At 61.8% G+C, this 23,705-nt stretch carries 22 protein-coding genes; 13 read left to right on the top strand and 9 right to left on the bottom strand.

From position 1 onward, the window contains the following. Position 1: 1 nt before the first annotated feature. Positions 2 to 502, bottom strand: a complete 501-nt coding sequence (locus LHU53_RS02020; RefSeq protein ID WP_227330408.1) for a hypothetical protein — start codon at positions 500 to 502, stop codon at positions 2 to 4. A gap of 161 nt (positions 503 to 663) precedes the next feature. Here LHU53_RS02020 and LHU53_RS02015 point away from each other — a divergent pair, with 161 nt between their 5' ends. Then, complete coding sequence (locus tag LHU53_RS02015; RefSeq protein WP_227330407.1) at positions 664 to 1,554, top strand: alpha/beta fold hydrolase; 891 nt, start codon at positions 664 to 666, stop codon at positions 1,552 to 1,554. Here LHU53_RS02015 and LHU53_RS02010 read toward each other — a convergent pair. Genes LHU53_RS02010 through LHU53_RS02000 form a run of 3 tightly spaced genes read right to left on the bottom strand, consistent with a single transcriptional unit; the run spans position 1,521 to position 5,252 of the window. Further along, complete coding sequence (locus LHU53_RS02010; RefSeq protein WP_227330406.1) at positions 1,521 to 2,801, bottom strand: Coenzyme F420 hydrogenase/dehydrogenase, beta subunit C-terminal domain; 1,281 nt, start codon at positions 2,799 to 2,801, stop codon at positions 1,521 to 1,523. The two genes, LHU53_RS02015 and LHU53_RS02010, sit on opposite strands and share 34 nt — an antisense overlap. 53 nt (positions 2,802 to 2,854) lie before the next feature. Further along, a complete protein-coding gene (locus tag LHU53_RS02005) occupies positions 2,855 to 4,603 on the bottom strand; it encodes an alpha/beta hydrolase (protein WP_227330405.1) in 1,749 nt (582 codons plus the stop codon). Next, positions 4,596 to 5,252, bottom strand: coding sequence for a methyltransferase domain-containing protein (locus LHU53_RS02000; protein WP_227330404.1), 657 nt, complete (start codon positions 5,250 to 5,252; stop codon positions 4,596 to 4,598). The genes LHU53_RS02005 and LHU53_RS02000 overlap by 8 nt, the downstream gene beginning before the upstream one ends. Positions 5,253 to 5,365: 113 nt before the next feature. Here LHU53_RS02000 and LHU53_RS01995 point away from each other — a divergent pair, with 113 nt between their 5' ends. From LHU53_RS01995 to LHU53_RS01960, 8 genes are all read left to right on the top strand, one after another. After that, positions 5,366 to 6,166, top strand: a complete 801-nt coding sequence (locus tag LHU53_RS01995) for an amino acid ABC transporter substrate-binding protein (protein WP_370632208.1) — start codon at positions 5,366 to 5,368, stop codon at positions 6,164 to 6,166. 177 nt (positions 6,167 to 6,343) lie between these two features. After that, positions 6,344 to 6,997: an amino acid ABC transporter permease gene (locus LHU53_RS01990; RefSeq protein WP_227330403.1), complete on the top strand. Its 654-nt coding sequence runs from the start codon at positions 6,344 to 6,346 to the stop codon at positions 6,995 to 6,997. A gap of 4 nt (positions 6,998 to 7,001) precedes the next feature. Then, on the top strand, positions 7,002 to 7,754 hold the full coding sequence (locus LHU53_RS01985) for an amino acid ABC transporter ATP-binding protein (protein ID WP_227330638.1): 753 nt from the start codon (positions 7,002 to 7,004) through the stop codon (positions 7,752 to 7,754). Positions 7,755 to 8,119: 365 nt separating this feature from the next. After that, a complete protein-coding gene (gene pflB, locus LHU53_RS01980) occupies positions 8,120 to 10,345 on the top strand; it encodes a formate C-acetyltransferase (RefSeq protein WP_227330402.1) in 2,226 nt (741 codons plus the stop codon). Between the two features lie 14 nt (positions 10,346 to 10,359). After that, on the top strand, positions 10,360 to 11,163 hold the full coding sequence (gene pflA, locus LHU53_RS01975; RefSeq protein ID WP_227330401.1) for a pyruvate formate-lyase-activating protein: 804 nt from the start codon (positions 10,360 to 10,362) through the stop codon (positions 11,161 to 11,163). 10 nt (positions 11,164 to 11,173) lie between these two features. After that, a complete protein-coding gene (locus LHU53_RS01970; protein ID WP_227330400.1) occupies positions 11,174 to 11,641 on the top strand; it encodes a cyclic nucleotide-binding/CBS domain-containing protein in 468 nt (155 codons plus the stop codon). Beyond that, positions 11,638 to 12,876: an OFA family MFS transporter gene (locus LHU53_RS01965; RefSeq protein WP_227330399.1), complete on the top strand. Its 1,239-nt coding sequence runs from the start codon at positions 11,638 to 11,640 to the stop codon at positions 12,874 to 12,876. The genes LHU53_RS01970 and LHU53_RS01965 overlap by 4 nt, the downstream gene beginning before the upstream one ends. Positions 12,877 to 12,987: 111 nt before the next feature. Further along, the gene (locus LHU53_RS01960) at positions 12,988 to 13,818 is read left to right on the top strand and encodes a M90 family metallopeptidase (RefSeq protein ID WP_227330398.1); all 831 of its coding nucleotides are present in this window, start codon (positions 12,988 to 12,990) and stop codon (positions 13,816 to 13,818) included. Positions 13,819 to 13,878: 60 nt separating this feature from the next. On the opposite strand, the gene ppk2 is transcribed toward LHU53_RS01960, so the two are convergent. After that, positions 13,879 to 14,679, bottom strand: coding sequence for a polyphosphate kinase 2 (gene ppk2 / locus LHU53_RS01955; protein WP_227330397.1), 801 nt, complete (start codon positions 14,677 to 14,679; stop codon positions 13,879 to 13,881). An 85-nt stretch (positions 14,680 to 14,764) separates the two neighbouring features. On the opposite strand from ppk2, the gene gpmI reads away from it, so the two are divergent. Both gpmI and LHU53_RS01945 read left to right on the top strand, forming a co-directional pair. Further along, positions 14,765 to 16,405: a 2,3-bisphosphoglycerate-independent phosphoglycerate mutase gene (gene gpmI / locus LHU53_RS01950; RefSeq protein ID WP_227330396.1), complete on the top strand. Its 1,641-nt coding sequence runs from the start codon at positions 14,765 to 14,767 to the stop codon at positions 16,403 to 16,405. 215 nt (positions 16,406 to 16,620) lie between these two features. Then, positions 16,621 to 17,712, top strand: coding sequence for a PHB depolymerase family esterase (locus tag LHU53_RS01945; RefSeq protein WP_370632197.1), 1,092 nt, complete (start codon positions 16,621 to 16,623; stop codon positions 17,710 to 17,712). 89 nt (positions 17,713 to 17,801) lie between these two features. On the opposite strand, the gene LHU53_RS01940 is transcribed toward LHU53_RS01945, so the two are convergent. Then, positions 17,802 to 18,530, bottom strand: coding sequence for a Crp/Fnr family transcriptional regulator (locus LHU53_RS01940; RefSeq protein ID WP_227330394.1), 729 nt, complete (start codon positions 18,528 to 18,530; stop codon positions 17,802 to 17,804). A gap of 127 nt (positions 18,531 to 18,657) precedes the next feature. On the opposite strand from LHU53_RS01940, the gene LHU53_RS01935 reads away from it, so the two are divergent. Further along, positions 18,658 to 19,545, top strand: coding sequence for a GGDEF domain-containing protein (locus LHU53_RS01935; RefSeq protein ID WP_227330393.1), 888 nt, complete (start codon positions 18,658 to 18,660; stop codon positions 19,543 to 19,545). On the opposite strand, the gene LHU53_RS01930 is transcribed toward LHU53_RS01935, so the two are convergent. The 3 genes from LHU53_RS01930 to LHU53_RS01920 all read right to left on the bottom strand — a co-directional run bounded on the left by LHU53_RS01930 (position 19,496) and on the right by LHU53_RS01920 (position 21,664). Beyond that, positions 19,496 to 20,125: an alternative oxidase gene (locus LHU53_RS01930; protein ID WP_227330392.1), complete on the bottom strand. Its 630-nt coding sequence runs from the start codon at positions 20,123 to 20,125 to the stop codon at positions 19,496 to 19,498. The genes LHU53_RS01935 and LHU53_RS01930 overlap by 50 nt on opposite strands. Positions 20,126 to 20,200: 75 nt before the next feature. Next, entirely contained in the window at positions 20,201 to 20,725 is a 525-nt protein-coding gene (locus LHU53_RS01925; protein WP_227330391.1) for an Rrf2 family transcriptional regulator, read from the bottom strand. Positions 20,726 to 21,244: 519 nt separating this feature from the next. Next, complete coding sequence (locus LHU53_RS01920; RefSeq protein ID WP_227330390.1) at positions 21,245 to 21,664, bottom strand: response regulator; 420 nt, start codon at positions 21,662 to 21,664, stop codon at positions 21,245 to 21,247. A gap of 360 nt (positions 21,665 to 22,024) precedes the next feature. Between LHU53_RS01920 and LHU53_RS01915 the strand changes: the two genes are divergently transcribed. Continuing rightward, a complete protein-coding gene (locus LHU53_RS01915) occupies positions 22,025 to 23,170 on the top strand; it encodes an alpha/beta fold hydrolase (RefSeq protein ID WP_227330389.1) in 1,146 nt (381 codons plus the stop codon). The last annotated feature ends 535 nt before the right edge of the window (positions 23,171 to 23,705 follow it).

Below are 23,705 nucleotides of genomic sequence, written 5' to 3'. Positions count from 1 at the left end.
CTCAGGTCTGGGTCTTGTCGGTCTTGTTGATTTTGGTGGGGGAGTAGGTGTAGACCTCGGTGGCGATGACACCGGTATTGGTGTTGGTCACCGGTTTGGTGGGGTCCACCTGGTTTTTGACCTGCTCTTGCACCTGCACCGCACTGGCGCTGGCCAGCCATAAGGACTTGATGTGGTCCATCAACATTTTGGACAAAGGCTCAGGCGGCGGCTCTTCCGCCTTTTCAGGCACCGGGCGTTTGATGGTCCAGTCTTTGGGGGCGGCTTCTTCGGGGGTTTGGCGCACCGGGTCGGCCACGCTGCTGTAAACACCCTCACCCGCATTGGGCTTGTCACCCGTGTTGATCTTGTTGATCACGCTGGGCTGCACCTCGGCAGGCGCTTCGACCCGCTGGGGTGGATTGACCGGCACCACGGGCACCACCCGGCCTGTTGCCAACGCAGCGGCCTCGGCGGCAACAGGCCGCACGCCCTGGATTCGATCAATGGATGGTTGTGACATGGTGTTTCAGGCGACAGAACTGGTCTGGGTCTTTCCTCCGTTCGTAAGTTGTTAACGGCAGAAATGAAGGGTAATTAAGGCCTATTTAAAAATATTTGGTCTTTTGATAAAAAAATCGACGCGTAAGATGGCGCCCATCTTCACGCCCGGACCCGATCTCCATGAACACCCCCCTGCCACAAGCCCTTGACGGCGCCCTGTCGACCCTTCCCCATGATGGCGGCCAGCTGGCCGTTTACAGCGGGGGCACCGGTGCCCCCCTGCTGCTGGTGCACAGCATCAACGCCGTGGCGTCTGCCGCCGAGGTGTGGCCGCTGTTTGAGCATTACCGCACCAGCCGCAGCGTGGCGGCGCTGGACCTGCCGGGTTATGGCCTGTCAACCCGCGCCAACCGGCCCTACACCGTGCGCGTGATGACCGACGCGATTGTGAAAGCCGCCCGCTGGCTGCAAGCCAAGCACGGTGGCGCGCCGGTGGATGCGGTGGCGGTGTCGCTGTCCTGCGAGTTCCTGGCGCGTGCGGCGGTGGAGAACCCGGGCCTGTTTAAAAGCTTGACCCTGGTCAGCCCAACCGGTTTTCGGGGCGGGCAGGTCTTGCAAGAGGCCCCTGGGCAAACGCGTTACATGCCTGGTCTTGACAAATTTCTGCGCGGCCCGGGCTGGGGCGGTTTTCTGTTCAGGCAACTGACCCGCCCGGGGGTGATCCGCTATTTTCTGGAAAAAACCTGGGGCGCCAAAACGATTGACGAGACCTTGTGGGCCTACAACTGCCTGAGCGCGCGGCAACCCAACGCCGAATGTGCGCCGCTGGCTTTCCTGAGTGGCATCCTGTTCAGCGCCGACATCCACACCATTTACCGACAAGTCACCCTGCCCACCCTGGTGGTGCACGGTGTACGCGGCGACTTCACCGACTACAAGATGTTGAGCATCGTCAGCGGCCAGCCCAACTGGCAGGTGCAGGTGTTGCCCACCGGGGCCATGCCTTACTTTGAGGTGCCGCAGGCGTACGTCGCGATTCAGGACAAGTTTTTGGCCGCCGTGGCGGCCTGAGACGGCAGCTCTTGTGGGGCCGGTGTCATGCCGTACGGCTTGACCAGCGCCCACACATGGGCCGGAACCATCGACTTGAGGCGGCGCGGCTCTTCGCGGCGCAGGTGGATGATGGTCTCCACCGCTTTCATCTCCAGCCGCGCCCGGGCAAACTCCAGCCCGCGCGGCCCCACCCGAGGCATCAGCCAGCCCACCACCGGGCGCAACCACTGCGGCATGCGGCGCAGCGGCAAGCCACCGGCAGCCCGCTCGGTGTTGGCCAGAAAACCCTTGACCGGGCCCTGGCGCTTGCCGGCACTGCCCGGTGCGCTCACCTTGACGTCGTCACCCAGTAGCTTCAGCAGTTCTTCACCACGCGCGTTGCGCACCAGCAGCCACTGCTGGCCTTCGCCGCCCATGTAGCCCACGGTCATATCGGCCAGCGCGTTGGTGTAGTCGACACAGGTGCGACAGGTCAGCGGGAAAAAGTCGCGCGGCAAGTCGGACAGCGGCAGCATCAAAAACGGCACCTTGCGGTGGCGGCCATCTTGGTAACGCAGCTCCACGTGGTAGTCGGCCAAAAACTCCAGGTAGGTGATGTCTTCCGGCTTGTCATTCGTCTGGGCGGCCACCAGCGCCAGAAATTCGTGAAAACGCTCGGTGGTGGTGTTGTCGGAGCACGGCGTGCCAATCACATACAGGCGCTCCAGCCCCAACTGTTCTTCCAACGCCCGCAGCGCGTACACCTGGCACGGGATGCCGATGACGGCCAGGCGTTTGTAACCTTGTTGCAGCGCGGGCTCCAGCAGCGCCAGCAGCGGCGCATAACCCATGCGCATGCCGCGGCACTGCGCCATGCCTTCAGGCTTGGTCACCAGCACGGGCACCGGGCGCCAGCGGTCGTTCGGATCCGGCGCCATGGTCAGCACCGCGTCCACCGCGCCGGTTTCCAGCAGGCGCTGGGCCAGCCGGGTGGTGATACCGGTCCACTGGGCGCCGGGTGAGGCCGGTTGCAAGGCCGCACGCAACATGCGCTGGTGCACCCCAAAATAAAGCTCATCACCTTGTTGCGGGTCACGCACACGCCCATGCACACGCGCCTCCAGTGCGGGATAGTCGGGCTGGATGAATTGGCAGGCTTCGCCACAACGCTTGGGCGCGCTGGAGCGTGAAATGCCGCAATCGGTGCACAGGTCGCGGTGGGGAGCGGGGCCCGGCAGCGGGCGCCAGACGGCTTGGGTCGGAGGGAAATCAGGGGGAATCTGCATCAGTCGGTCACCTAGTCACGCCGGATGATAGCGGCGACGCCGTGGCCCTCTGGCTATTTCTCCATGACGTAGGTGCCGGGGGCGTCGGCCAGTGCCGGGTATTTGCGGCTGGTGGTGGCGTAGGCCTTGACCATCTCACCGGTGCGCTGATGCAGCCAAGTCGCCCAGTCATCCCACCAGGTGCCGGGTTTTTTGTCGGCCCGGGCCAGCCATTGCTCGGCGTCCTCAAGGTGCGTGGGCTCAGCCACCCAGTAAGCCCGCTTGGGCGGGTTCACCGGCGGGTTGACGATGCCCAGGATGTGGCCCGAGGTGGAACGCACAAATCGCACCGGTGCATCCGGGTGTACATATTGGCGAACCTGGTAGCAGGACTTCCAGGGCGCGATGTGGTCTTCTTCCGCCGTCACCGCGTACAGCGGCTGATGGATGCGGCCCAGGTCGATCGACTCGCCGCCGATGGTCAGGGCATCGGGTTTGATCAGGTTGTTGTGCAGGTACATCTGGCGCAGGTAATACGAATGCATGGCCTGCGGCATGCGGGTGGCGTCCACGTTCCAGAACAACACGTCAAACGGCGGCAGCTTCTCGCCCAGCAGGTAGCTGCTGACCCAGTAGTTCCAGATCAGGCTGTTGGAGCGCAGCAGGCGGAAAGACGCCGCCATCTCGTTGCCGTCCAGATAGCCTTTTTTGGCCATCAACTCGTCGAGCGCGTCCAGGCAGGCTTCGTCGATGAAGATGTTGATCTCGCCGGGCTGCGAAAAGTCGGTCAGGCTGGTGAACAACGTCCAGTGGGCGACCGGTGATTTGTCGGCCCCGTAGCGCTTGTTGGCCCAGGCCATGTAGGTGGCCGCCAGCGTGCCGCCAATGCAATAACCCACCAGGTGCAGTTGCGGCACCTTGCAAAACTCGGTGGTGACCCGCACCAGTTCACTGACACCTTCCGTCAAATAGTCGTCAAAACGCACATCGTGCATCTCTTGCGGCGGGTTCTTCCAGCTGGAGATAAAGACCGAAAAGCCCTGGTCGGTCAAATATTTGACCAGGCTCTTTTTCTCGGTCAGGTCCAGGATGTAAAACTTGTTGATCCAGGGGGTGACGATCAGGATCGGCATGGCGCGCACCTGGTCGGTGGTGGGTGCGTAATGAATCAGCTCCACCAGGCGGTTGCGAAATATCACCTTGCCAGGGGTGGTGCCCAGGTCTTTGCCAACGGTGAACGCATCGGGTTCGACCATCAGGATGTTTTTGGCCTCGACATCGCGGGCAAAGTTCTTCAAGCCCTTGCGCAGACTCTCGCCCTGGGTCTTGGTGTACTGATCAATGGCCTGCGGGTTAAGCCAGAAGAAGTTGTTGGGGGCCAGCATGTTGAGGAAGTTGCGCTGCCAGAAAGCGGCACGATGGCGCTCATGCTCAGACAAACCTGGTGCTTCCAGCGACAACTTTTGCATCCGGCTGCTGACCGTCAGGTACCACTCTTTCAGAATGTCCCACGGGGCGGATTCGGTCCAGACCGGGGCGGCAAAACGGGCGTCTGCCGGGTTGGAGACGTACACCTCGTCGGCGGGCAGACCCAGCGTACGGCGCACAGCATGGGTGTACAGCGCCATCATGTCGGCGGTGAATTCGTCAGCCGCGCGCATCACATCCTGCGGGTGCTTGAGCCAGGCCAGCTGGGCGTCGAGCTGCGAGGTCATCATGCTGTAGGGGTCAATCGACTTTCTGAAGGCCGAAACCGCGGCCTGCAGGGGGGTGACAGCTTGGGGCAGAGTCTCGGTGCCACCCGAATTTGAACGCTCAGACATGATCAACAACCTCACTTCCTTTAGGTAAAAAATGGCCACTCACGATAAAAACTCCAGGCATCGGTGACGGCACTTGCCGCATCTCGCCCACCAGTTCGGTCAGGTGACTCCAGGGCTGCGCCAACCCCTCCAGCGAGGTGGTTGAGTACAACGCCGCCATCAGCACCAGCCAATTGGTGGGCCAGTTCCACGGCGCGCTCCACTGCAGACCGGCCGCCACCAAGCGGGCGCCAGGCTTGAGGTGGGCCAGCACATGCCGAATCTCGGCGGGCTGGCGAAGGATGTCGTGGGTGAAATGAAACAGGGCCGCATCCGCCTGGCCGATGAGGGTGGCGGACTTGACCGGTGCATTCAGCAGTGTCACGTTGCGCCACTGGTGTTGCAAGACACGTTGCTGCGCAAGGTGCAACATGTCGGGCGACTGCTCGATGCCCACCAGCTGCCCCTGCTGCCCAACGCCGTGTTGCAGCAGCTCAAAACTCAAGCCGGTGCCGCAACCCACATCCAGCACGGTGTCGCCAGGCTGCAGCGCCAGACACGCAATCGCCCGGCGCCGAACCGGCTCAAAGGCGGCCAGTTCCGCATCGTAGAACCGGGCGCGCAGCCGGTATTGGTCAAGCGCCAACTGACGGTTGGGTTGGTCATGCACGGGGGTGACTCCGGTGAAGCCTTTTGGCGGGGATCAAGGGTGTCAATCTACACCACTTTGGCGGCCTGTCAACGCACCGATAATTCATGCTTTTCACAACTCTGGACGAAGCAATGAAAAAGCGTGTTTTATGGACGGTGGCAGGGCTGATGGCAGCGATGGTGCTGGCAGGCTGTGGCAAAAAAGAAGAGCCGGTGGTCGCGGCCCCAGCACCGGTGGCAGCCAAAGCCATCGTGATTGGCCTGGACGACAACTTCCCGCCGATGGGTTTTCGCGATGAAAAAAACGAGCTGGTCGGCTTTGACATCGACCTGGCCAAAGAAGTGGGCAAGCGCCTGGGCGTGGAAGTCACCTTCAAGCCGATCGACTGGAGCGCCAAGGAGTCCGAGCTCAACGGCAACCGCATTGACGTGTTGTGGAACGGTCTGACGATCACCGAAGAGCGCAAGGCCAACATCCTGTTCACCAAGCCTTACCTGGAAAACCACCAGATTGTGGTGGTGACCGACAAGTCGCCCATCACCAACAAGGCGGCGCTGGCGGGCAAGGTGGTCGGTGTGCAAGACGGCAGCAGCGCGGTGGACGCGGTGCAAAAAGACGAAGCCACCGCCAAGTCGATCAAGGAACTCAAGAAGTTTGCCGACAACGTGACCGCGCTGATGGACCTGTCCGCAGGCCGCCTGGATGCGCTGGTGGTCGATGAAATCGTGGGCCGCTATTACACCGGCAAGAAGCCCGGCGAATACCGCGTGCTGGAAGAAAACTTCGGCACCGAAGACTATGGCGTGGGCACCCGCAAGGGCGACACCGAACTGGCCGCCAAGCTCGACAAGGCGCTCGACGACATGAAGGCCGACGGCACCGCCGCGAAAATCTCCACCCAGTGGTTTGGCAGCGACATCGTCAAGAAATAAGCTGACGCCCCACCGGCTGTCATGGCGGGCTCCGGCCCGCCATCCATGACCCCGAAAGCATGGATGCCGGGTCAAAGCCCGGCATGACAGCCCGTCCAAAACAACCGATGACCTTCACATTGACACGCCCAAGTTGCCCGGTTGGATGTTGCCTTCAGAGGCTCTGACACTTTCCCCATGGATTACATCGCCACCATCTTGCCGCCCCTGTTGCAGGGCAGCGCGGTCACACTGCAGGTTTTCCTGATCACGCTGGTACTGGCCGTGCCGCTGGGGCTGGGGCTGGCGCTGGTCCGCATCTCCCGTTTCAAATTTTTGGGTGGCTTGGTGAACGGCTACATCTGGCTGATGCGCGGCACGCCGCTGATGCTGCAGATGCTGTTCATCTACTTTGCCCTGCCGTTCATCCCGATCATCGGTGTCCGGCTGCCGGATTTTCCGTCGGCCATTCTGGCCTTTGTGCTGAACTATTCAGCCTACTTTGCCGAGATCTTCCGCGCCGGCATCCAGTCGATCGACCGCGGCCAGTACGAAGGCGCCAAGGTGCTGGGTTTGAGCTACCCGCAGACCATGCGCCGCATCGTGCTACCGCAGGTGATCAAGCGCATCCTGCCGCCGATGAGCAACGAGACCATCACGCTGGTGAAAGACACCTCGCTGATTTACGTGCTGGCCATGAACGACTTGCTGCGCGCTGCGCGCGGCATTGTGCAGCGCGACTTCACCACCTCGCCATTTGTGGTGGCGGCGGCTTTTTACCTGATCATGACCCTGGTTCTGACCTACGGGTTCCAGCGCCTGGAAAAGAAATACGCGGTTTATGACGAATAGCCTGATGATCCGTGCGCGCGATGTGCACAAGCGTTTCGGCGCGGTGGAGGTGCTCAAGGGCGTCTCGCTGGACGTTGACAAGGGCGAGGTGATCGCCGTGATTGGCCCGTCCGGCTCAGGCAAAAGCACGTTCCTGCGCTGCCTGATCCACCTGGAAACCATCCACCGTGGCACCATCGAGATCGAGGGCGAAACGCTGGTCAGCACCGACGCCCAGGGCCATTGCCACTATGTGCCGCCCGCCGAGATCAGCCGGGTCTGCCGCAAGATGGGCATGGTGTTCCAGCACTTCAACCTGTTCCCGCACCTGACGGTGTTGCAGAACTTGATCGAGGCGCCGCTCACAGTCAAGGGCGCCCCCCGGGACGAGATCGTGCCCAAGGCCGAGGCGCTGCTGCGCAAGGTGGGCCTGTATGACAAGCGCGACAGCTACCCGTCGCGCCTGTCAGGCGGGCAAAAACAGCGCGTGGCGATTGCCCGGGCGCTGGCGATGGAGCCCGACATCATGCTGTTTGACGAGCCCACCTCGGCGCTCGACCCCGAGCTGACCGGCGAGGTGCTGAGCACCATGCGCGAACTGGCAGAAGAACACATGACCATGCTGGTAGTCACCCACGAGATGGCCTTTGCCCGCGAAGTGGCGGGGCGCGCCGTGTTCATGGACGGCGGCGTGGTGGTGGAAGCGCGCCCGGCGCGTGAGCTGTTTGCCGCACCACAACACCCGCGAACCCGCGCGTTTCTCGAAAAAATGCTGTAAGGGCGCAGCGGCATTGCCCCACATCAAGCTGGGCAGCCCAAAACCACCGTCGGCTGACAAAAAACCATCGCCCAGCGAGATGTTGGAAATCCGATACAAATTGTGCGAATTTGATCGAAATTCGATAATTATTTTTCAAATATTGTTGATGTCGATCAATTGGAACGGTGTTTCATGAATTTCGCGTGTGCGTTCTAGAATCCATTTAGCGACAATGCTGTTCATACGGTGAAATATTTAGACCGTTGAATCAGCCTCATAGAACCGTTCCGAGTCCGCAGGTCAACGACACTTTGACGTGTGATCCTGGAGCCTTCGCCCAGGCTGATATCTCAGACCTTCATTTTTTTGAAAAGGAGCTAACAATGGGTTCAGCTTGGGACGGGTTCAAACAAGGCAAATGGGCGCGCGAAATCAACGTGCGCGACTTCATTCAGGAGAATTTCACACCTTACACCGGCGACAGCGCCTTCCTGGCACCCACCACGCCGCGCACCGACGCGCTCTGGGGCCAAGTCAAAGAGTTGATGAAGGAAGAGATCAAAAAAGGCATTCTGGATGTGGAAACCCGCATCATTGCCGGCATCGACGCCTCGGGCGCGGGCTACATTGACCAGAGCCTAGAGCAAATCGTCGGCCTGCAGACCGACGCGCCTTTGAAACGCGCCATCATGCCGTTTGGCGGCATCCGCACGGTGCAAAGCGCCCTCAAGGCCTATGGCCGCGAGATGGACCCGGAAACCGAGCGCGTCTTCAAATACCGCAAAACCCACAACGACGGCGTGTTTGACGCCTACACCAAGAAGATGATGGCCGTGCGCAGCTCCGGCATCATCACCGGCCTGCCCGACGCTTATGGCCGTGGCCGCATCATTGGTGACTACCGCCGCGTGGCGCTTTACGGTGTGGACCGCCTGATTGAAGACAAACAGGCGCAACTGACCTCGCTGGACTTTGACGTGATGGACAGCGACACCATCCAGAAACGCGAAGAAACCGCCGAACAGATCCGCGCGCTCAAAGAGCTGATCACCATGGCCAAGAGCTACGATTTTGACATCCGCCAGCCTGCCAGCAACGGCAAAGAAGCCATCCAGTGGACGTATTTCGCCTACCTGGGCGCGATCAAGGAGCAAGACGGTGCGGCCATGTCGCTGGGCCGGGTTTCGACCTTCCTGGACATCTACCTGCAGCGCGACATTCTCAGCGGTGCGCTCGACGAGTCTGCTGCCCAGGAGCTGATTGACCACTTCGTCATGAAGTTGCGCATGGTGCGTTTCCTGCGTCCGCCAGCATACAACGCGCTGTTCTCGGGCGACCCGACCTGGGTCACCGAAGCGCTGGGTGGCATGTCGCAAGCCGGTGTGCCGATGGTCACCAAGACCAGCTTCCGCTTCCTGCACACCCTGTACAACCTGGGTGCCGCGCCCGAGCCAAACCTGACCGTGTTGTGGTCCGAGCGTCTGCCGGCCAACTTCAAGAAGTATTGCGCCAAGGTGTCGGTCGACACCAGCTCGCTGCAGTACGAAAACGACGATCTGATGCGCCCGCTCTACACCGACGACTACGGCATTGCCTGCTGCGTCTCGGCCATGACGATTGGCAAGCAGATGCAGTTCTTTGGCGCCCGCGCCAACCTGGCCAAGTGCATGTTGTACGCGATCAACGGCGGTATTGACGAAAAATCCGGCGAGCAAGTTGGCCCGCCGTTCTCACCGATCACCGGTGACTACCTGGACTACGACGAGGTGATGTACCGCTACGAGCAGTTCATGAAATGGCTGGCTCGCCTGTACGTCAACACGCTCAACGTCATCCACTACATGCATGACAAGTATTGCTACGAGCGGCTGGAAATGGCGCTGCACGACCGCGACATCCTGCGCACCATGGCCTGCGGCATGGCCGGCCTGTCGGTGGTGGCTGACTCGTTCTCAGCAATGAAATACGCCAAGGTCAAGATCATCCGCAACGAAGCGGGCTTGGCGGTGGACTACGAGATTGAAGGCGAGTACCCGCAATACGGCAACAACGACGACCGCGTGGACCAGATTGCGGTGGACATCATGACCCGTTTCATGACCGAAATCCGCAAACACACCTGCTACCGCAACGCGGTGCCGACCCAGTCGATCCTGACCATCACCTCCAACGTGGTCTACGGCAAAGCCACCGGCAACACGCCGGACGGTCGCAAAGCGGGTGAACCCTTCGCGCCGGGTGCCAACCCGATGCACGGGCGGGATCACAACGGCGCGGTGGCTTCGATGGCCTCGGTGGCCAAGTTGCCCTACGAATACGCAGCGGACGGCATCTCGTACACCTTCTCGATCGTGCCCAAAGCCTTGGGCAAGTCCGACAAGGAGCGGGTCGACAACCTGTGCGGCATTCTGGACGCCTACTTCTCCGATGGTGGTCACCACATCAATGTGAACGTGTTCAATGTCGAGACGCTCAAGGACGCGATGGAGCACCCCGAGCAGTACCCGCAGCTCACCATCCGCATCTCGGGCTACGCGGTCAACTTCATCAAGCTCACGCGTGAGCAACAGCTTGATGTGATCAACCGCACCCTGCACGAGCGCATTTAAGCGGGGCCAGTCCGATGTCCACGCAGCACCTGGTTGACATGCGGGCCAGGCTGGCGCCACGCGATGTGGCGCCGTCCGAAGCCCCGCCGCTGAGCGGCCGCATCCATTCGCTGGAAAGCGGCGGCATGGTGGACGGCCCGGGCATCCGCTTTGTGGTGTTCACGCAGGGCTGCCCGCTGCGCTGCCTGTATTGCCACAACCCCGACACCCAGGCCCTGTGTGACGGGCGTGAGATCAGTGTCGACGCGCTGATGGCGGAGATCACCAAATACCGCTCTTACATGAAGTTCACCGGTGGTGGCGTCACCATCACCGGGGGTGAACCGCTGATGCAACGCGACTTCACCGCCGAGGTGTTTCGCCGCTGCCAGGCTTTGGGCATCCACACCACGCTGGACACCTCGGGTTTTGCCAGCCAAAGCGTGGCCGCCACCGTGCTGGAACACGTGGACCTGGTGATGTTGTGCATCAAGGCGTTTGACCCTGACATCCACACCAAACTCACCGGCGTGCCGCGCGAGCCCTCGCTGCGCTTTGCCGAGTATTTGCACAGCATCCACAAGCCCACCTGGATCCGGTTTGTGCTGGTGCCGGGCATCACCGACCAGCCGCAAAACGTGGAAGGTCTGGCGAAGTTCCTCGCCCCCATGAGCAACATCGAGAAGGTGGAGATCCTGCCGTTTCACAAGATGGGCGAATACAAGTGGGAACGCATGGGCTTTGACTACGAGCTCAAGGACACCCCCTCCCCCACCGCGGCGCAGGTGCAACAAGTGGTGGACACCTTTCGCCAGTACAACTTGACGGTCGAGATCTAGAAGGACACCCATGAACGCGATGAAGCTGGGCACCGTGGCCGCACTGATGAAAACGCGCTTGACCACCGCCACCCCCTATGAAACCGTGGTGACGGCCGCCACGCGCATGGTGGACGCCAATCTGGGCGCGCTGCTGGTGGTGGACAACGACCGGCTGGTGGGCATCCTGTCCGAGCGCGACATCCTGCAACGTGTGGTGGCACGCCGTCGCGATCCCGAAACCACCACGGTCGGCAGCGTGCTCACGCCCAACCCCACCGCGGTGACCGCCGACACCCCGGTGGCCGAGTGCATCCAGATCATCCGCACGCGCGGTTTCCGGCACCTGCCGGTGATCAACGCCCGACGCAACCCGATTGGCGTCCTGTACTCGCGAGACTTGCTGCAGCACGTGCTGACCCTGATCGAAGACTCGCACCACCAGGAAGGTGACCTCACCGACATTCTGGGACCGAAGAAAAACAAGGACAAACCATGAACCGCTGGTGGATGGCCCTGATGGGCACGGCCTTACAGATGTGCATTGGCACGGTGTACGCTTGGAGTTATTTCCAGAACCCGCTGGCCCAGACCTATGGCTGGAACAACACCCAGGTGGCCTGGGTGTTCAGCACCACCATCCTGTTTCTGAGCCTGGGCGCCGCCGTGGGCGGCACCAAGCTGCCCATTTATGGCCCGCGCAAACTGGCGGTGCTGGGCAGCGTGTTGTTTGGCAGCGGTTACCTGCTGGGCGCGCTGGCGCTGTATGTTGAGTCCTTGCCATTGCTGTATCTGGGTTACGGCGTGGTGGGTGGCACCGGCATCGGGCTGGCTTACGTGCCACCCGTGGCCACGGTCGCCAAATGGTTCCCTGACAAAAAGGGCCTGGCCACCGGCATGGTCATCATGGGCTTTGGCTTGGGCGCGATGGTGATGTCCAAACTGATCGCGCCGATGTTGTTGCAGGCCGCCGACCACCACTTTCCGAGCGTGTTTGCGGTGTTGGGTGTGATATTTTTGGTGTTGGCCACCCCGCTGGCCTGGGGTCTGCAAGACCCACCTAGCGGCAGCACCCAGGGTGGTGGCTACGGTTCGGGCGCGGGTGTCGTGCAGTACCCCAGCACACGTGCTTTGCTGACCTCCGGGCGCTTTGCCTTGATGTGGCTGGTGATGTTTTGCAACACGGTGGCGGGCATCATGTTCATCGGCTTTCAATCCCCCATGGTGCAGGAGTTGTGGCGCCGCCAGGACGCCAGCCTGACGGTGGAGCAACTGGCCAGTTATGGCGCCACGCTGATCGCTTTCAGCGCCTTGTTCAACGGGGTGGGCCGGTTTGCCTGGGGCAGCCTGTCGGACAAACTGGGGCGCGTTACCGTGTTTCGCATCATGTTGCTAAGCCAGTTTGCCGCGTTTGTGGGCCTGGGTTTTGTCGAGAGCCCGTGGGTGTTTGGCGTGCTGGTGTGTTACATCCTGCTGTGTTACGGCGGCGGTTTTGGCACCTTGCCTGCCTTTGTGTCGGACACCTTTGGCGCCAAGATGATGGCGGTGGCCTACGGCGCGCTGCTCACCACCTGGGGCTCGGCCGGTATTGTGGGGCCGCAATTGGTGGCCTGGCTGCGCGACAACTACCCGCAGAACGCCTCTACTTACGCGTTCTACGTCGGTGCGGCGTTTTTGCTGGCCGGTTTTCTGGTGTCATTGGGCCTGCGCAACCCAGCCACGCCAAAGGGTTGAGCGCCGCTGCACACGCTTTGTTGAAAGGGTTTCGCACCGCGCCGTATTGAAAAGCACGGAAACAGTCCCAGTTAGCGGGCTTGTGCATCAACCGGACCGGAAGGGAAACGCGTGGCCTTCGCTATCTTGTGCGCCGCGGCCTTGGGCCTGATTCTGGTGCTGCTGGTGCAACCGCACTGGCGCGCGTACCGCCAGCGTCGGGTCGCGATGCACCCCTTTCCCGCCGCTTGGCGCAAGGTGTTGCAGCGCCGTGTGCCCTTGCTGCGGCGTATGCCGGCAGATTTGCAGCTGCAGCTGAAAAAACGCATCCAGATCTTCATTGCTGAAAAAGCCTTCATCGGCTGCGCCGGTCTGCAAGTGACCGAAGAAATGCGTGTGGTCATCGCCGCGCAAGCCTGTTTGCTGGTGATGAACCGCTCCATGGCGCATTTCGCACATGTGCGCCAAATTTTGGTCTACCCCGGCACCTTCGTCACCCAGCGCACCGTCACCGATGAGTTGGGTTTGCAGCAGGACGAGCGGCAGGCCCTGTCGGGCGAATCCTGGGAGCAGGGGCAGGTGATCCTGTCATGGCAGGACGCACTGGAAGACGCGGCCTGGCCCGATGATGGGCATAACGTCGTGCTGCACGAGTTTGCCCACCAACTGGACCAGGAAAACGGCGCCGCCCAGGGCGCCCCGCCACCCGCCGCGGGCGACCGGCAACACAACCCCGAGCGCTGGAAACAAGTGTTCAGCCAGGCCTATCGCCAGTTGCAACGCCAGGCACGGCGCGGCGAACAGGGGTTGCTCAACCCCTACGGCGCCCAGAACCCGGCCGAGTTTTTTGCCGTGGCCACCGAGACATTTTTCGAGCGTGCCACCGAGATGGCAGAACACTACCCGGCGCTGTACCAGGAACTGTGTGGTTATTACAAGGTGGACCCGGCGAGCTGGCACTGAGCGGGCCACGACCCGCCAGCCATGTCCTCGAGTCCGGGATGACAGCCGAGGATCTTCCCGTTAAACCTGGGGCTTGATCGGCGCCAGCGCGGTGCCAAACTTCTCGCGCAGGGGGTCATGGCCCAGCGGCGGAAAGTCCAGCCGGGCCTCGGGCACCTTGCGGTCCGGGATGTGGTCCAGCAGGTGACGGATGAGCGTGAGGCGACCGGCGCGCTGGTCGTTGAAGTCGACCAGCGTCCAGGGGGCGTGTTTAGTGTGGGTGGCTTTGAGCATCGCGTCACGCGCCTGGCCGTACTCGGCGTATTTTTCCCGCGCTTGTCTGTCGATCGGGCTCAGTTTCCAGCGCTTGAGCGGGTCGGCCAGCCGTTCGGCAAAACGCTCTTCCTGCTGCGCCTGGTCCACCGTGAGCCAGTACTTGAAGAGCAAAATGCCGTCGTCCACCAGCATTTTTTCAAACACCGGCGCCTGCTTCAAAAAGGCTTGGGTCTGCGCCTCGGTGCAAAAGCCCATGACCCGCTCCACGCCCGCCCGGTTGTACCAACTGCGGTCAAACAGCACGATGTCACCTGCCGCTGGCAGGTGCGGCACGTAGCGCTGAAAGTACCACTGGCTCTGCTCGCGCTCGCCAGGTTTGCCCAGCGCCACCGTGCGGCATTGGCGCGGGTTCAAGGTGTCGGAGATGGCTGAAATCACGCCGCCCTTGCCGGCGGTGTCGCGCCCCTCGATCACCACCATCAGGCGCTTGCCGGTGTGCGCCAGCCAGCGCGCCAAGTCATTGAGCTCATGCTGCAGCGGCTCCAGCTTGTCAAAGTAATCACTTTTGCCCAAGGGACCGGGCTGGCCGTTTTTGGATTTTTTCATAACCCCATCGTAGCGCGACGCCAGCAGCTTGTGTGATATGGTGGAAAATCGAGTCTTACCCAACACTTACAAACCAGAACCCACCATGCTTCAAAAATCCCCTGCTTTTCCCGGTGTGCCCGGCCCGGTTGTTGTGATCGTCATGGACGGCTACGGCATTCCCAAGCTCGACGTGGGCAGCGCCATTGCCGCCGCGCGCAAACCGACGCTGGACCGCCTGTTTGCCGAGTGCCCGCACATCAGCCTGCGCGCCCACGGCACCGCGGTGGGCATGCCGTCAGATGACGACATGGGCAACTCCGAAGTCGGCCACAACGCCATTGGCGCCGGGCAGGTTTACAGCCAGGGCGCGGCACTGGTGGCCAACGCCATTGCCGACGGTTCCATCTGGCAGGGTGAAGCCTGGCAGCAGGTCGTGGCGGGTGCCAAAGCAGGCCGGGGTGTGGTGCACTTCATCGGCCTGTTTTCTGATGGCAACGTCCACAGCCACATTGACCACCTGAAAGCCATGGTGGCCCAGGCCAAGCTGGAGGGTGTGAAAACGGTGCGAGTCCACGCCCTGCTGGACGGCCGCGATGTGCCCGAAACCAGTGCGTTGGACTATGTGGTGCCTTTTGAGGCCTTTCTGACTGAGCTCAGCACCGACGGGTTCGATGCCCGCATCGCCTCGGGCGGTGGCCGCCAGAACATCACCATGGACCGTTACGACGCCAACTGGCCGATGGTCGAAAAGGGCTGGAAAACCCATGTGCTGGGCCAGGGCCCGCAGTTTGCCAACGCCACCGCCGCCGTGAATGGCCTGCGCGAGCGCCATCCGGGCACCATCGACCAGGATTTACCTGAATTTGTGATTGCCGAGAACGGCCAACCGATTGGCACCGTGGAGGACGGCGACTCGGTGGTGTTCTACAACTTCCGCGGTGACCGGGCCATCGAGATCACCCGCGCCTTTGTTGAGGCAGACTTCAGCCGCTTTGACCGGGTACGCACACCCCAAGTCACCTACGCCGGCATGCTGCAGTACGACGGTGACCTGCAACTGCCCAAGCGTTTTCTGGTGACACCTCCTGCCATCAAGGACACCTCGGGCGAGTGGTTCAGCAAGGCGGGATTAAGTCAGTTCGCCTGCTCAGAGACGCAGAAATTCGGTCACGTCACTTACTTCTGGAACGGCAACCGCTCCAACAAGTTTGAGGGTGAAAGCTGGCAAGAAGTGCCCAGCGATGTGGTGCCTTTTGAGCAGCGCCCCTGGATGAAGTCGGCTGAAATTGCCGACGCCATGATTGCCGCCATCCAAAGCGGCCAGTACAAGCTGCTTCGTTGCAACTTTGCCAACGGCGACATGGTCGGCCACACCGGCAACTTCCGCGCCGCCACCATGGCTGTGGAAGCCGTTGACCTGGCCCTGGCGCGCCTGCTGCCTGTCATTGAAGCCGCTGGCGGCGTCGCGCTGATCACCGCCGACCACGGCAACGCCGACGAGATGTACGAGCTGGACAAAAAAACCAAACAGCCTTCCCTGAACAAGGACGGTTCTTACAAGGCCAAAACCGCCCACACCCTGAACCCGGTGCCGCTGATCCTGTTTGACAAGGTCACGGGCGGCAAGCTGGGCTTGCAGCAAACCGCCACCGCCGGCCTGTCCAACATTGCCGCCACTGTGGCCAACCTGGCGGGGCTGGAGAAACACGCCAAGTGGGACGAGAGTCTGTTGCAGGTGGTGTGAGCTGACGCAGCCCGCCCGAAGCAACATCAGGGCGGGCTGGAACGTGAAGGTGCAAGAACGCACACGTTGGGCCTGAATGTGTGCCATCCAACGGACGCACAACCCACCCGGCCTGACACTTGACGGCACAAGCTGCCGGAGACCCCCTTGCCCATTTGTCATTCCCTTCACCCGCACACCCGCGGGCTGCGCTGGCCAGGCGTTCGTCCGCTGTCATGGTGAGCCGCACCCTCCAGCGCTCTTTCAATGCCATGGCGCGCTTGGCGCTTCGCAACGGCGCCAAAGCGATGAAGCTGGCCATGAAGCCCGCCAAAAAACAGCGCAAACCAGGCGTCATCAAGCCCAAGCTGTCTCGCCCCACCCCAACCAAGCGCGTTGCAACCGGCCGTGCGTCGGCTGCCGCGGCCCCCTCTGCCAGCAAGCTGGCGCGCACGTCACGGCTGCAGTGGACCACGGGCATGGCGACGGGTGCCGGTGGTGCCCGGCGCTACCGGCTTTTCAAACCAACGGGCGTGTTGCGTGGCGAACGCCTGCCGCTGGTGGTGATGCTGCATGGCTGTGCCCAGGACGCCCAGGCCATGGCAGCCAGCACCCAAATGAACCGGCTGGCGCAAGCTGAACGCTTCATGGTGCTGTACCCCGAGCAAGACCGGCTGGCCAATCTGCAAAACTGCTGGAACTGGTACGACACGCGCGCGGGCCGTGCGCAGCGCGAAGCCGACTCGGTGGCGTCTGCCGTTGACCAACTCTGTCTGACGCAGCCGGTGGACCCGCAGCGCGTGGCGGTGGTGGGCCTGTCAGCCGGGGCCGGTCTGGCCAGCTTGCTGGCGGTGCGCCAACCCGGGCGCTTTCAGGCGGTGGTGATGCACTCCGGTGTCGCTCCAGGCCTGGCCAGCTCGTCGGCTACCGCACTGGCGGCGATGCGCGGACGCCGGGTGGCGGTGCCGCTGGCGCCGCTGGCGGCGGGCTTGCACCTGCCCGCCCTGCTGGTGATCCAAGGCAGCGCCGACCCCATCGTGGCAGCGTCCAACGGCGCCCAGGCGGCCAAGCTGTGGGCAGATCGGGAAGGCGCGCAGGCGCGTTTGCCACGCACCGTGCAACGTGGCAAACGTTATTCGGCCACCGTCACGGACTACCGCCACCGGGGCCGGCTGGTGGCCACCCTGTGTTCGATCAGCGGGTTGGGTCACGCCTGGAGCGGTGGCGCACCGGGCGCGGCTTACAGCGACCCCAAGGGCCCCGATGCCTCGCGCATGGCCTGGTCATTCATGAAAAAACAGTTTGCCAACCGTACCGGCCTGGGTTAACGGGAAAGAAAAGAATTGTCATGCCGGGCTACGACCCGGCATCCAGGCGTTCGGGGAATGGATTGCGGGTCGTGGCCCGCAAAGACATCTTATTTGGGTTGTGGCAGCAGGCGCTCGCATTCCTCTTTGACCGCGGCATAACACTCGCAGGCGCGCTCCTCCAATTTGGCGCGGTCCAGCACGGTGATGCTGCCGCGCGCCTTGGCGATCAAGCCTTCTTTTTGCAGCTTGCCGGCCGTTTGGGTGACGCTTTCGCGGCGAACGCCCAGCAAGTGCGAAATCTGCTCCTGGGTGATGGTCATCTTGTCGCTGTGCAGACGGTCAAAACTCATCAGCAGCCAGCGGCAAAACTGTTGCTCCACGGCATGGTGCTGGTTGCACACGGCGGTCTGCGATGTCTGGCAAATCAGCGCCTGGGTGTAGAGCAGCGCCAGGTGCTGCAGCTTGCCACCCAGTTCAAACTCGCGCTTCATGATTTTGCGGCTGAGCCGATAGGCTTGGCCCGCGCTTTGCACCTCGGTGGCGCTGGGCATGCTTTCGCCCCCCATGTAAATCGAGATGCCGACCAGGCCTTCGTTGCCGACCAGGGCAATTTCGCTCGACGAGCCGTCTTCCAGGGCGTAGATCAGCGAGACGATGCCGGAAATCGGGAAATGCAGAAATTTGACATGGTCGCCAGACTCCGACAGGGTCCAGCCCAGCGGCATGGCCACCAGTTCCAGGTCGGGCAGCAGGCGTTCAAACTCCGTTTTGGGCAGCGCGGCCAGAATCTGGTTTTGCCTCGGGTCGGGCACGGAGGGCTTGGATGATTTCGGCATGGAACCTTATGGAGAATCTGGACGGGCCAAATGTAAGCTACCGCACAGAGCTTTTCCGGTGGAACGCCCAGAATAAGTGGATGGCTCGCGGCACGCGATCAGCACAACAGCGCCCTGGCGCCTCGTCATGACACATGAACCTCTCTCGACATTGCCCGAAGGCCCCCCCGCAGCCAAGTCCTTGAAAGGGGTGTTGAACGACAGCGAGCACGCCTGGGGCATGGTCAAAGAATCTGCCGAGGAACTGGCGTCCGTCAACCAGGTCCTCAGTGATGGATTGTCAGACGGGATCAGCCCGCATGAAATGGGGTCCGCCCTGGCCAAAAGCGAAGCCGTTGAGGTCAAAGTGCAAGACGCGTCAGAAAAACTGTCGCAGGTGAATCTGGCGTTGGAGAACGAGGTGCAAGAACGACACCTGCTGGAACAGGAACTGGCCCGCGTCACCGACCAACAACAGCAGGCGCATCATGCCTCGCTGCATGATGCGTTGACCGGCCTGCCCAATCGCGTGCTGTTCAACGATCGGCTGGAACATGGCATCGAGCAGGCCAAACGACAAGGCTGGACGCTGGCCGTGATGTTTCTGGACCTCGATCAATTCAAGGTCATCAACGACGCCCACGGCCACGACGTGGGTGATGCGGTGCTGCTGTCGATTGCCCAGCGGCTGACCGACACCACCCGTACGGACGACACGATCAGCCGCCATGGTGGCGACGAATTTTTGTACCTGCTGATGGACGTCAACGACAGGCAGGATGCCGCCATCGTGGCAGAAAAAATCATCCAGGCGGTGCACCTGCCTTGTGCCACCAGCGTCGGGGAGCTCAGCGTCAGCACCAGTGTTGGCATTGCGTTGTATCCCACCCATGGCAACACGGCAGCAGCCTTGATCGCCCATGCCGACGCTGCGATGTACCAGGCCAAGCAAACCCGCAGCGGTTATGCCTTTGCCAATGACAACGCTAAGTTGCCGCCGGCGCGTGGGTCAGCTCATCGGCAAACTGGTGGTTGACTTCGCGGTGGCGCGCCTCATCGGCGCGGATCACGACGATGACATCGCGCAGCAAGCTGCCAGGCGGCAACTGCCAGTAGTCCAGCGCGACCTGCGGTGCCGGCACATTCGCATAGGTGCCACGGTCGACGCCGGCCAAGTACTCGGTGTAACTGTAAACCGCCTCTTCTTCCAGGTAGCCCACCATCCGGTGCGCCGATTTGGGTGACAGCAGGTACAGCAGAAAAAACAGGTTGTAAAAAACCCCTTGCGCGAGAACGATCAGCAGCCGCTCCAGCCGCGACGGCTGCGCAATGGCGATGAAGGTCATCAAATGCATGCGTTCATTTTCAGCCTCGTCCAGCAGCACGCGGATCCAGCCCCCATCACTTTCCATACGGCGCAGTGCGCGCAAATGTTGCAGCGCACCCGCCACCATGCCCGGCACCGCTGCCACGGTTTCCAGCACCACCGCGCGATGGCCATACCGATTGGCAAACAATGTGTCGGCAAAAAATCGCATGAGCTTGACCAGCCGGTAGGCAAACCAATCACCCCAACCCGCAGGTTGCCGGTGTGGGCTGCGCTCAGCGTTGGTCACAGGGGGAGCGGTGAGGTGGGCTGCCCGGCACGGTCCACCGCGGCGCATCCCGTGCACCAGCCGCTGTGGCCAGGCTCAACCATAGGTTCTTGATATGTGCCCCAGAGCAAACACCGAATTGGGCACATTGGGCCGGGTGGACAAGGCCACCGGTTTCTTGAACACGCCGCGGTGGGGTGCCGTTTTTTGCTCAATCTTGAGCCCCAAGGCCAACTGGCCAAGCACCAGACTCTTCAAGGTGACAGAGTGGGTGAAGTCCAGCACGGTGGCATTCATGGCATCCCACAGGTCTTGCGTCATGTCATGCACCGGGGACGCGTCTTTCGGCCGGGCTTTGGGTGGGGCATCTTCGACCGCGCAGATGATGTCTGCCACTGTGATGCCCTCCACCTCACGGCTGATAGCGTAGCCGCCACCGGGTCCGCGCACACTGGTGACCAGCCCGTGCTGGCGCAGCTTGCTGAACAACTGCTCCAGGTAAGACATCGAGATGTGCTGGCGCGATGCGATGTCGACCAGCGATACCGGTCCGAGACCTTCACGCAAGGCGACGTCGATCATCGCGGTCACGGCAAAGCGGCTTTTGGTACTTAAACGCATGTTGAATACTCCTGCCAGGGCAACCAACCTCGATGGGATAAAGGCACATCCAGCCAGGCCAGCGTGACGAACCCGCTTGCCGGACACCCGCACCGTGCTACCGCTTTAACGCAAGCCAAAAAAAGACAAGACCGCAAGAATGATCACAACGGCGCCGACCAGATAAACGATGCTGCTCATAAGTTACCTCTTTGGTTGGAGATGAAAAATTTCAGGGTCGAATGGGTTACCTGAATCCATCCAGGCCATCCGGGTTGCCATTTCACCGCGCCAGGCAAGGGCTGTCGGTATGCCAACGAACATAAGAGGCAAATACAAAAAAGGCCCAGCACAAGGGCTGGGCCAAGTCTCTTTCGAGCCGTGAGTGAAGGGAGGAATTTCAGTCACGGGGGCGGTTGATGCCCGGTTGCACTTTAGGGGTTGCCACCCGCGTGGTTTGTTCGGTGTCGCACGAACGGGCGGAGGGGACTGTTACCAATCGCAACAAACTGACAAGTGCCGTGGACACCTGGGTCAGGGTCAGCAGGCGCCCACTTTTGTCTGGCGGTCACTCAGCAAACGGTCAATGGCCTCCAGCAGATCGGTCAATTTGTAGGGTTTGGTCAGGTACCGGGCAAACCCCGCTTGCAGCCCCGCCTGGATATGGGCCGCACAGGCGTCCGCCGACACGGCGATGACCGGGATATGGGATGTGTGCGGGTTGCGACGCAACCCCTTCAAGACCTCACTGGCGCGAAGGTCTGACAGCGAGGTGTCCAGAACAACCACCCCGGGCAAAGAGGTTTCCGCCAGGTTCAAGCCGTCCTGGCCGTTGTCGGCCGTCAACAGCGTCAAGTCATCGCGCCGGGAAATCAATTGCGTCATCAGCTGCATGTTGGCAGGGTCGCTGCCAATGACCAACAAAGTGTGCTCGGGGGAGGATGTTGAAATTTCGTGCACGGAATCTCCCTTTTTAACGTGACATTCATCGGCTGTCATCTATTCGGCGGTGGGGTGGCTCGGCCGCCAAGGAGGTCAGACCGGCTTCACGCCTTGCGCTGCAGACCATTATGTGCGGTACCGCACCGGCCCCGGGCAAGTCGGGGCCAAAAATGTAACCGTTTGTGACCGTCAACCTGCAACGTTTCACGCCCCGCCACAGCGCACGCGGCACGCCTTCATTTCCGGTGCGGCATCCCCAATGGGCCAAACGTACGCTGTCACACGGACACAGCAGTCATGGCGGGCCTATCGTCATTCGTCCCCTGACCGGCTGAGCAGCGGCTCATGCCATCTTTACACCTGCACCTGGAGAAGTTTATGAACCCATTGATCACCCCGCCGTCCCACACCGAACCGGTTGACGACGACATGGCCGAGCAGGCCAACCCCGGCCACGGAATTCCGTCACAAGACCCGGATGCCGCCGCGCAGACGCTGCTGGCCCCCGAGGACGCCGAACGCGAGGCCAACTCGGTGCTGATCGGCGGCGGCGTGATGGCGGGCGCTGCTGCAGGGGCAGCCGTTGGCATGGCGGTGGCCGGCCCGGTTGGCGTGCTGGTGGGTGCCTCGGTGGGTGCTGTTGCCGGTGCCATGGGCGGCGCGGCTGCGGGCGCCGCGGCGAATCCCGACGAGGCGATGCCCGCCGACCCGGGCACCGCAGAATCCGTGCGCCTGCACATCGACGACAGCGGCGGCAGCGGCCGGCCGGTGGTGCTGATCCATGGCTGGCCGCTGTCAGCCCAAGCGTGGGCGCCGCAAGTGTCGGTGCTTCAAGCGGCGGGCTACCGCGTGGTCACCTATGACCGCCGGGGCTTCGGGCGGTCTGACAAGCCGGAGTCCAGCTACAGCTACGACACGCTGGCCGACGACCTGCAACGCGTGCTGGCGCAGTGCGACCTGCAGGACGTGACGCTGGTGGGTTTCTCGATGGGCGGGGGCGAGGTGGCGCGCTACGTGGCCCGCCACGGCGAATCGCGCCTGCACAGCGTGGTGTTTGCCGCCGCCGTGCCGCCATATCTGATGAAGACCGCCGACAACCCCGACGGGCCGCTCACACAGCAGAACGCTCAGCAGATGACGATCGCGCTGGAGCAGGACCGCCAGGCCTTCTTTGAGCAATTCACCAAAGACTTCTTCTCGGCCAACGGTGTGTTGCAGGTCACCGAGTCGCAGCGCAGTCAGGCCGTCGCGCTGTGCCAGCAGTCAGCGCAACATGCCGCCTTGGCATGCATGGACGCGTTTGCCACCACCGATTTCCGTGAAGACCTGAAGCGGGTGACGGTGCCCACGCTGGTGATTCATGGCGATGCCGACAGCATTGTGCCCATCGAAGGCTCGGGCCTGCGCACCCACCGCGCCGTGCCGCACAGCCAGCTGGTGCGGGTGGCCGGTGCGCCGCACGGCTTGAACGTGTCGCACGCGCAGGCCTTCAACGATGCGCTGCTGACGTTTCTGCGGGTGTGAGGCGTTGTCGCGACCGGATCGGTATGGCCGGTGTTTATTCTGCGCAATTAAAGTCGTAAACAGGGGCTGAGCATTCATGCGGGTTTGCGGCGTCTCAAATTGACAACACCTCGAATTAAAGTCGTAAACAACCCTACACCACCGGCCTCAGCCATTCATTCATGCAATGGCTAAATTCGCCAAGGATGACTCTTGGTTCATCAAATTTGCCCATGGTGGCTAACTGACGCGCACCTCAGCCGGCCCCCAAAACTCATACTGTCACGATATTGACAGCGCAAATACAACATAAGCGCCAACTTTCCCATTCTGGCGCGGTGGGGGAACGACTGGGTGGGGCCAGTTGCTGCCACTCGCAAGTGACTGCTTTGGATCAGTAAATTCCAGTGCCATCGGTAAACCGAGTACCTGTCATTCGCAGCGGGCACCTTCGTGCCCATAGGAGTCAGTGGGCAAAGTGAGGACCGGACGTTCGCGGGTTCGGCCGGACAAGCCAAAGCAGTCATTCAAATTTCAGGATCAAATTTTCCGTTTG

The organism is Rhodoferax sp. U2-2l (genome assembly GCF_020594515.1).
GTDB lineage: Bacteria > Pseudomonadota > Gammaproteobacteria > Burkholderiales > Burkholderiaceae_C > Rhodoferax.
The sequence above is the reverse complement of the archived record's forward strand: the minus strand, read 5'-3'. Positions and strand labels throughout refer to the sequence as shown.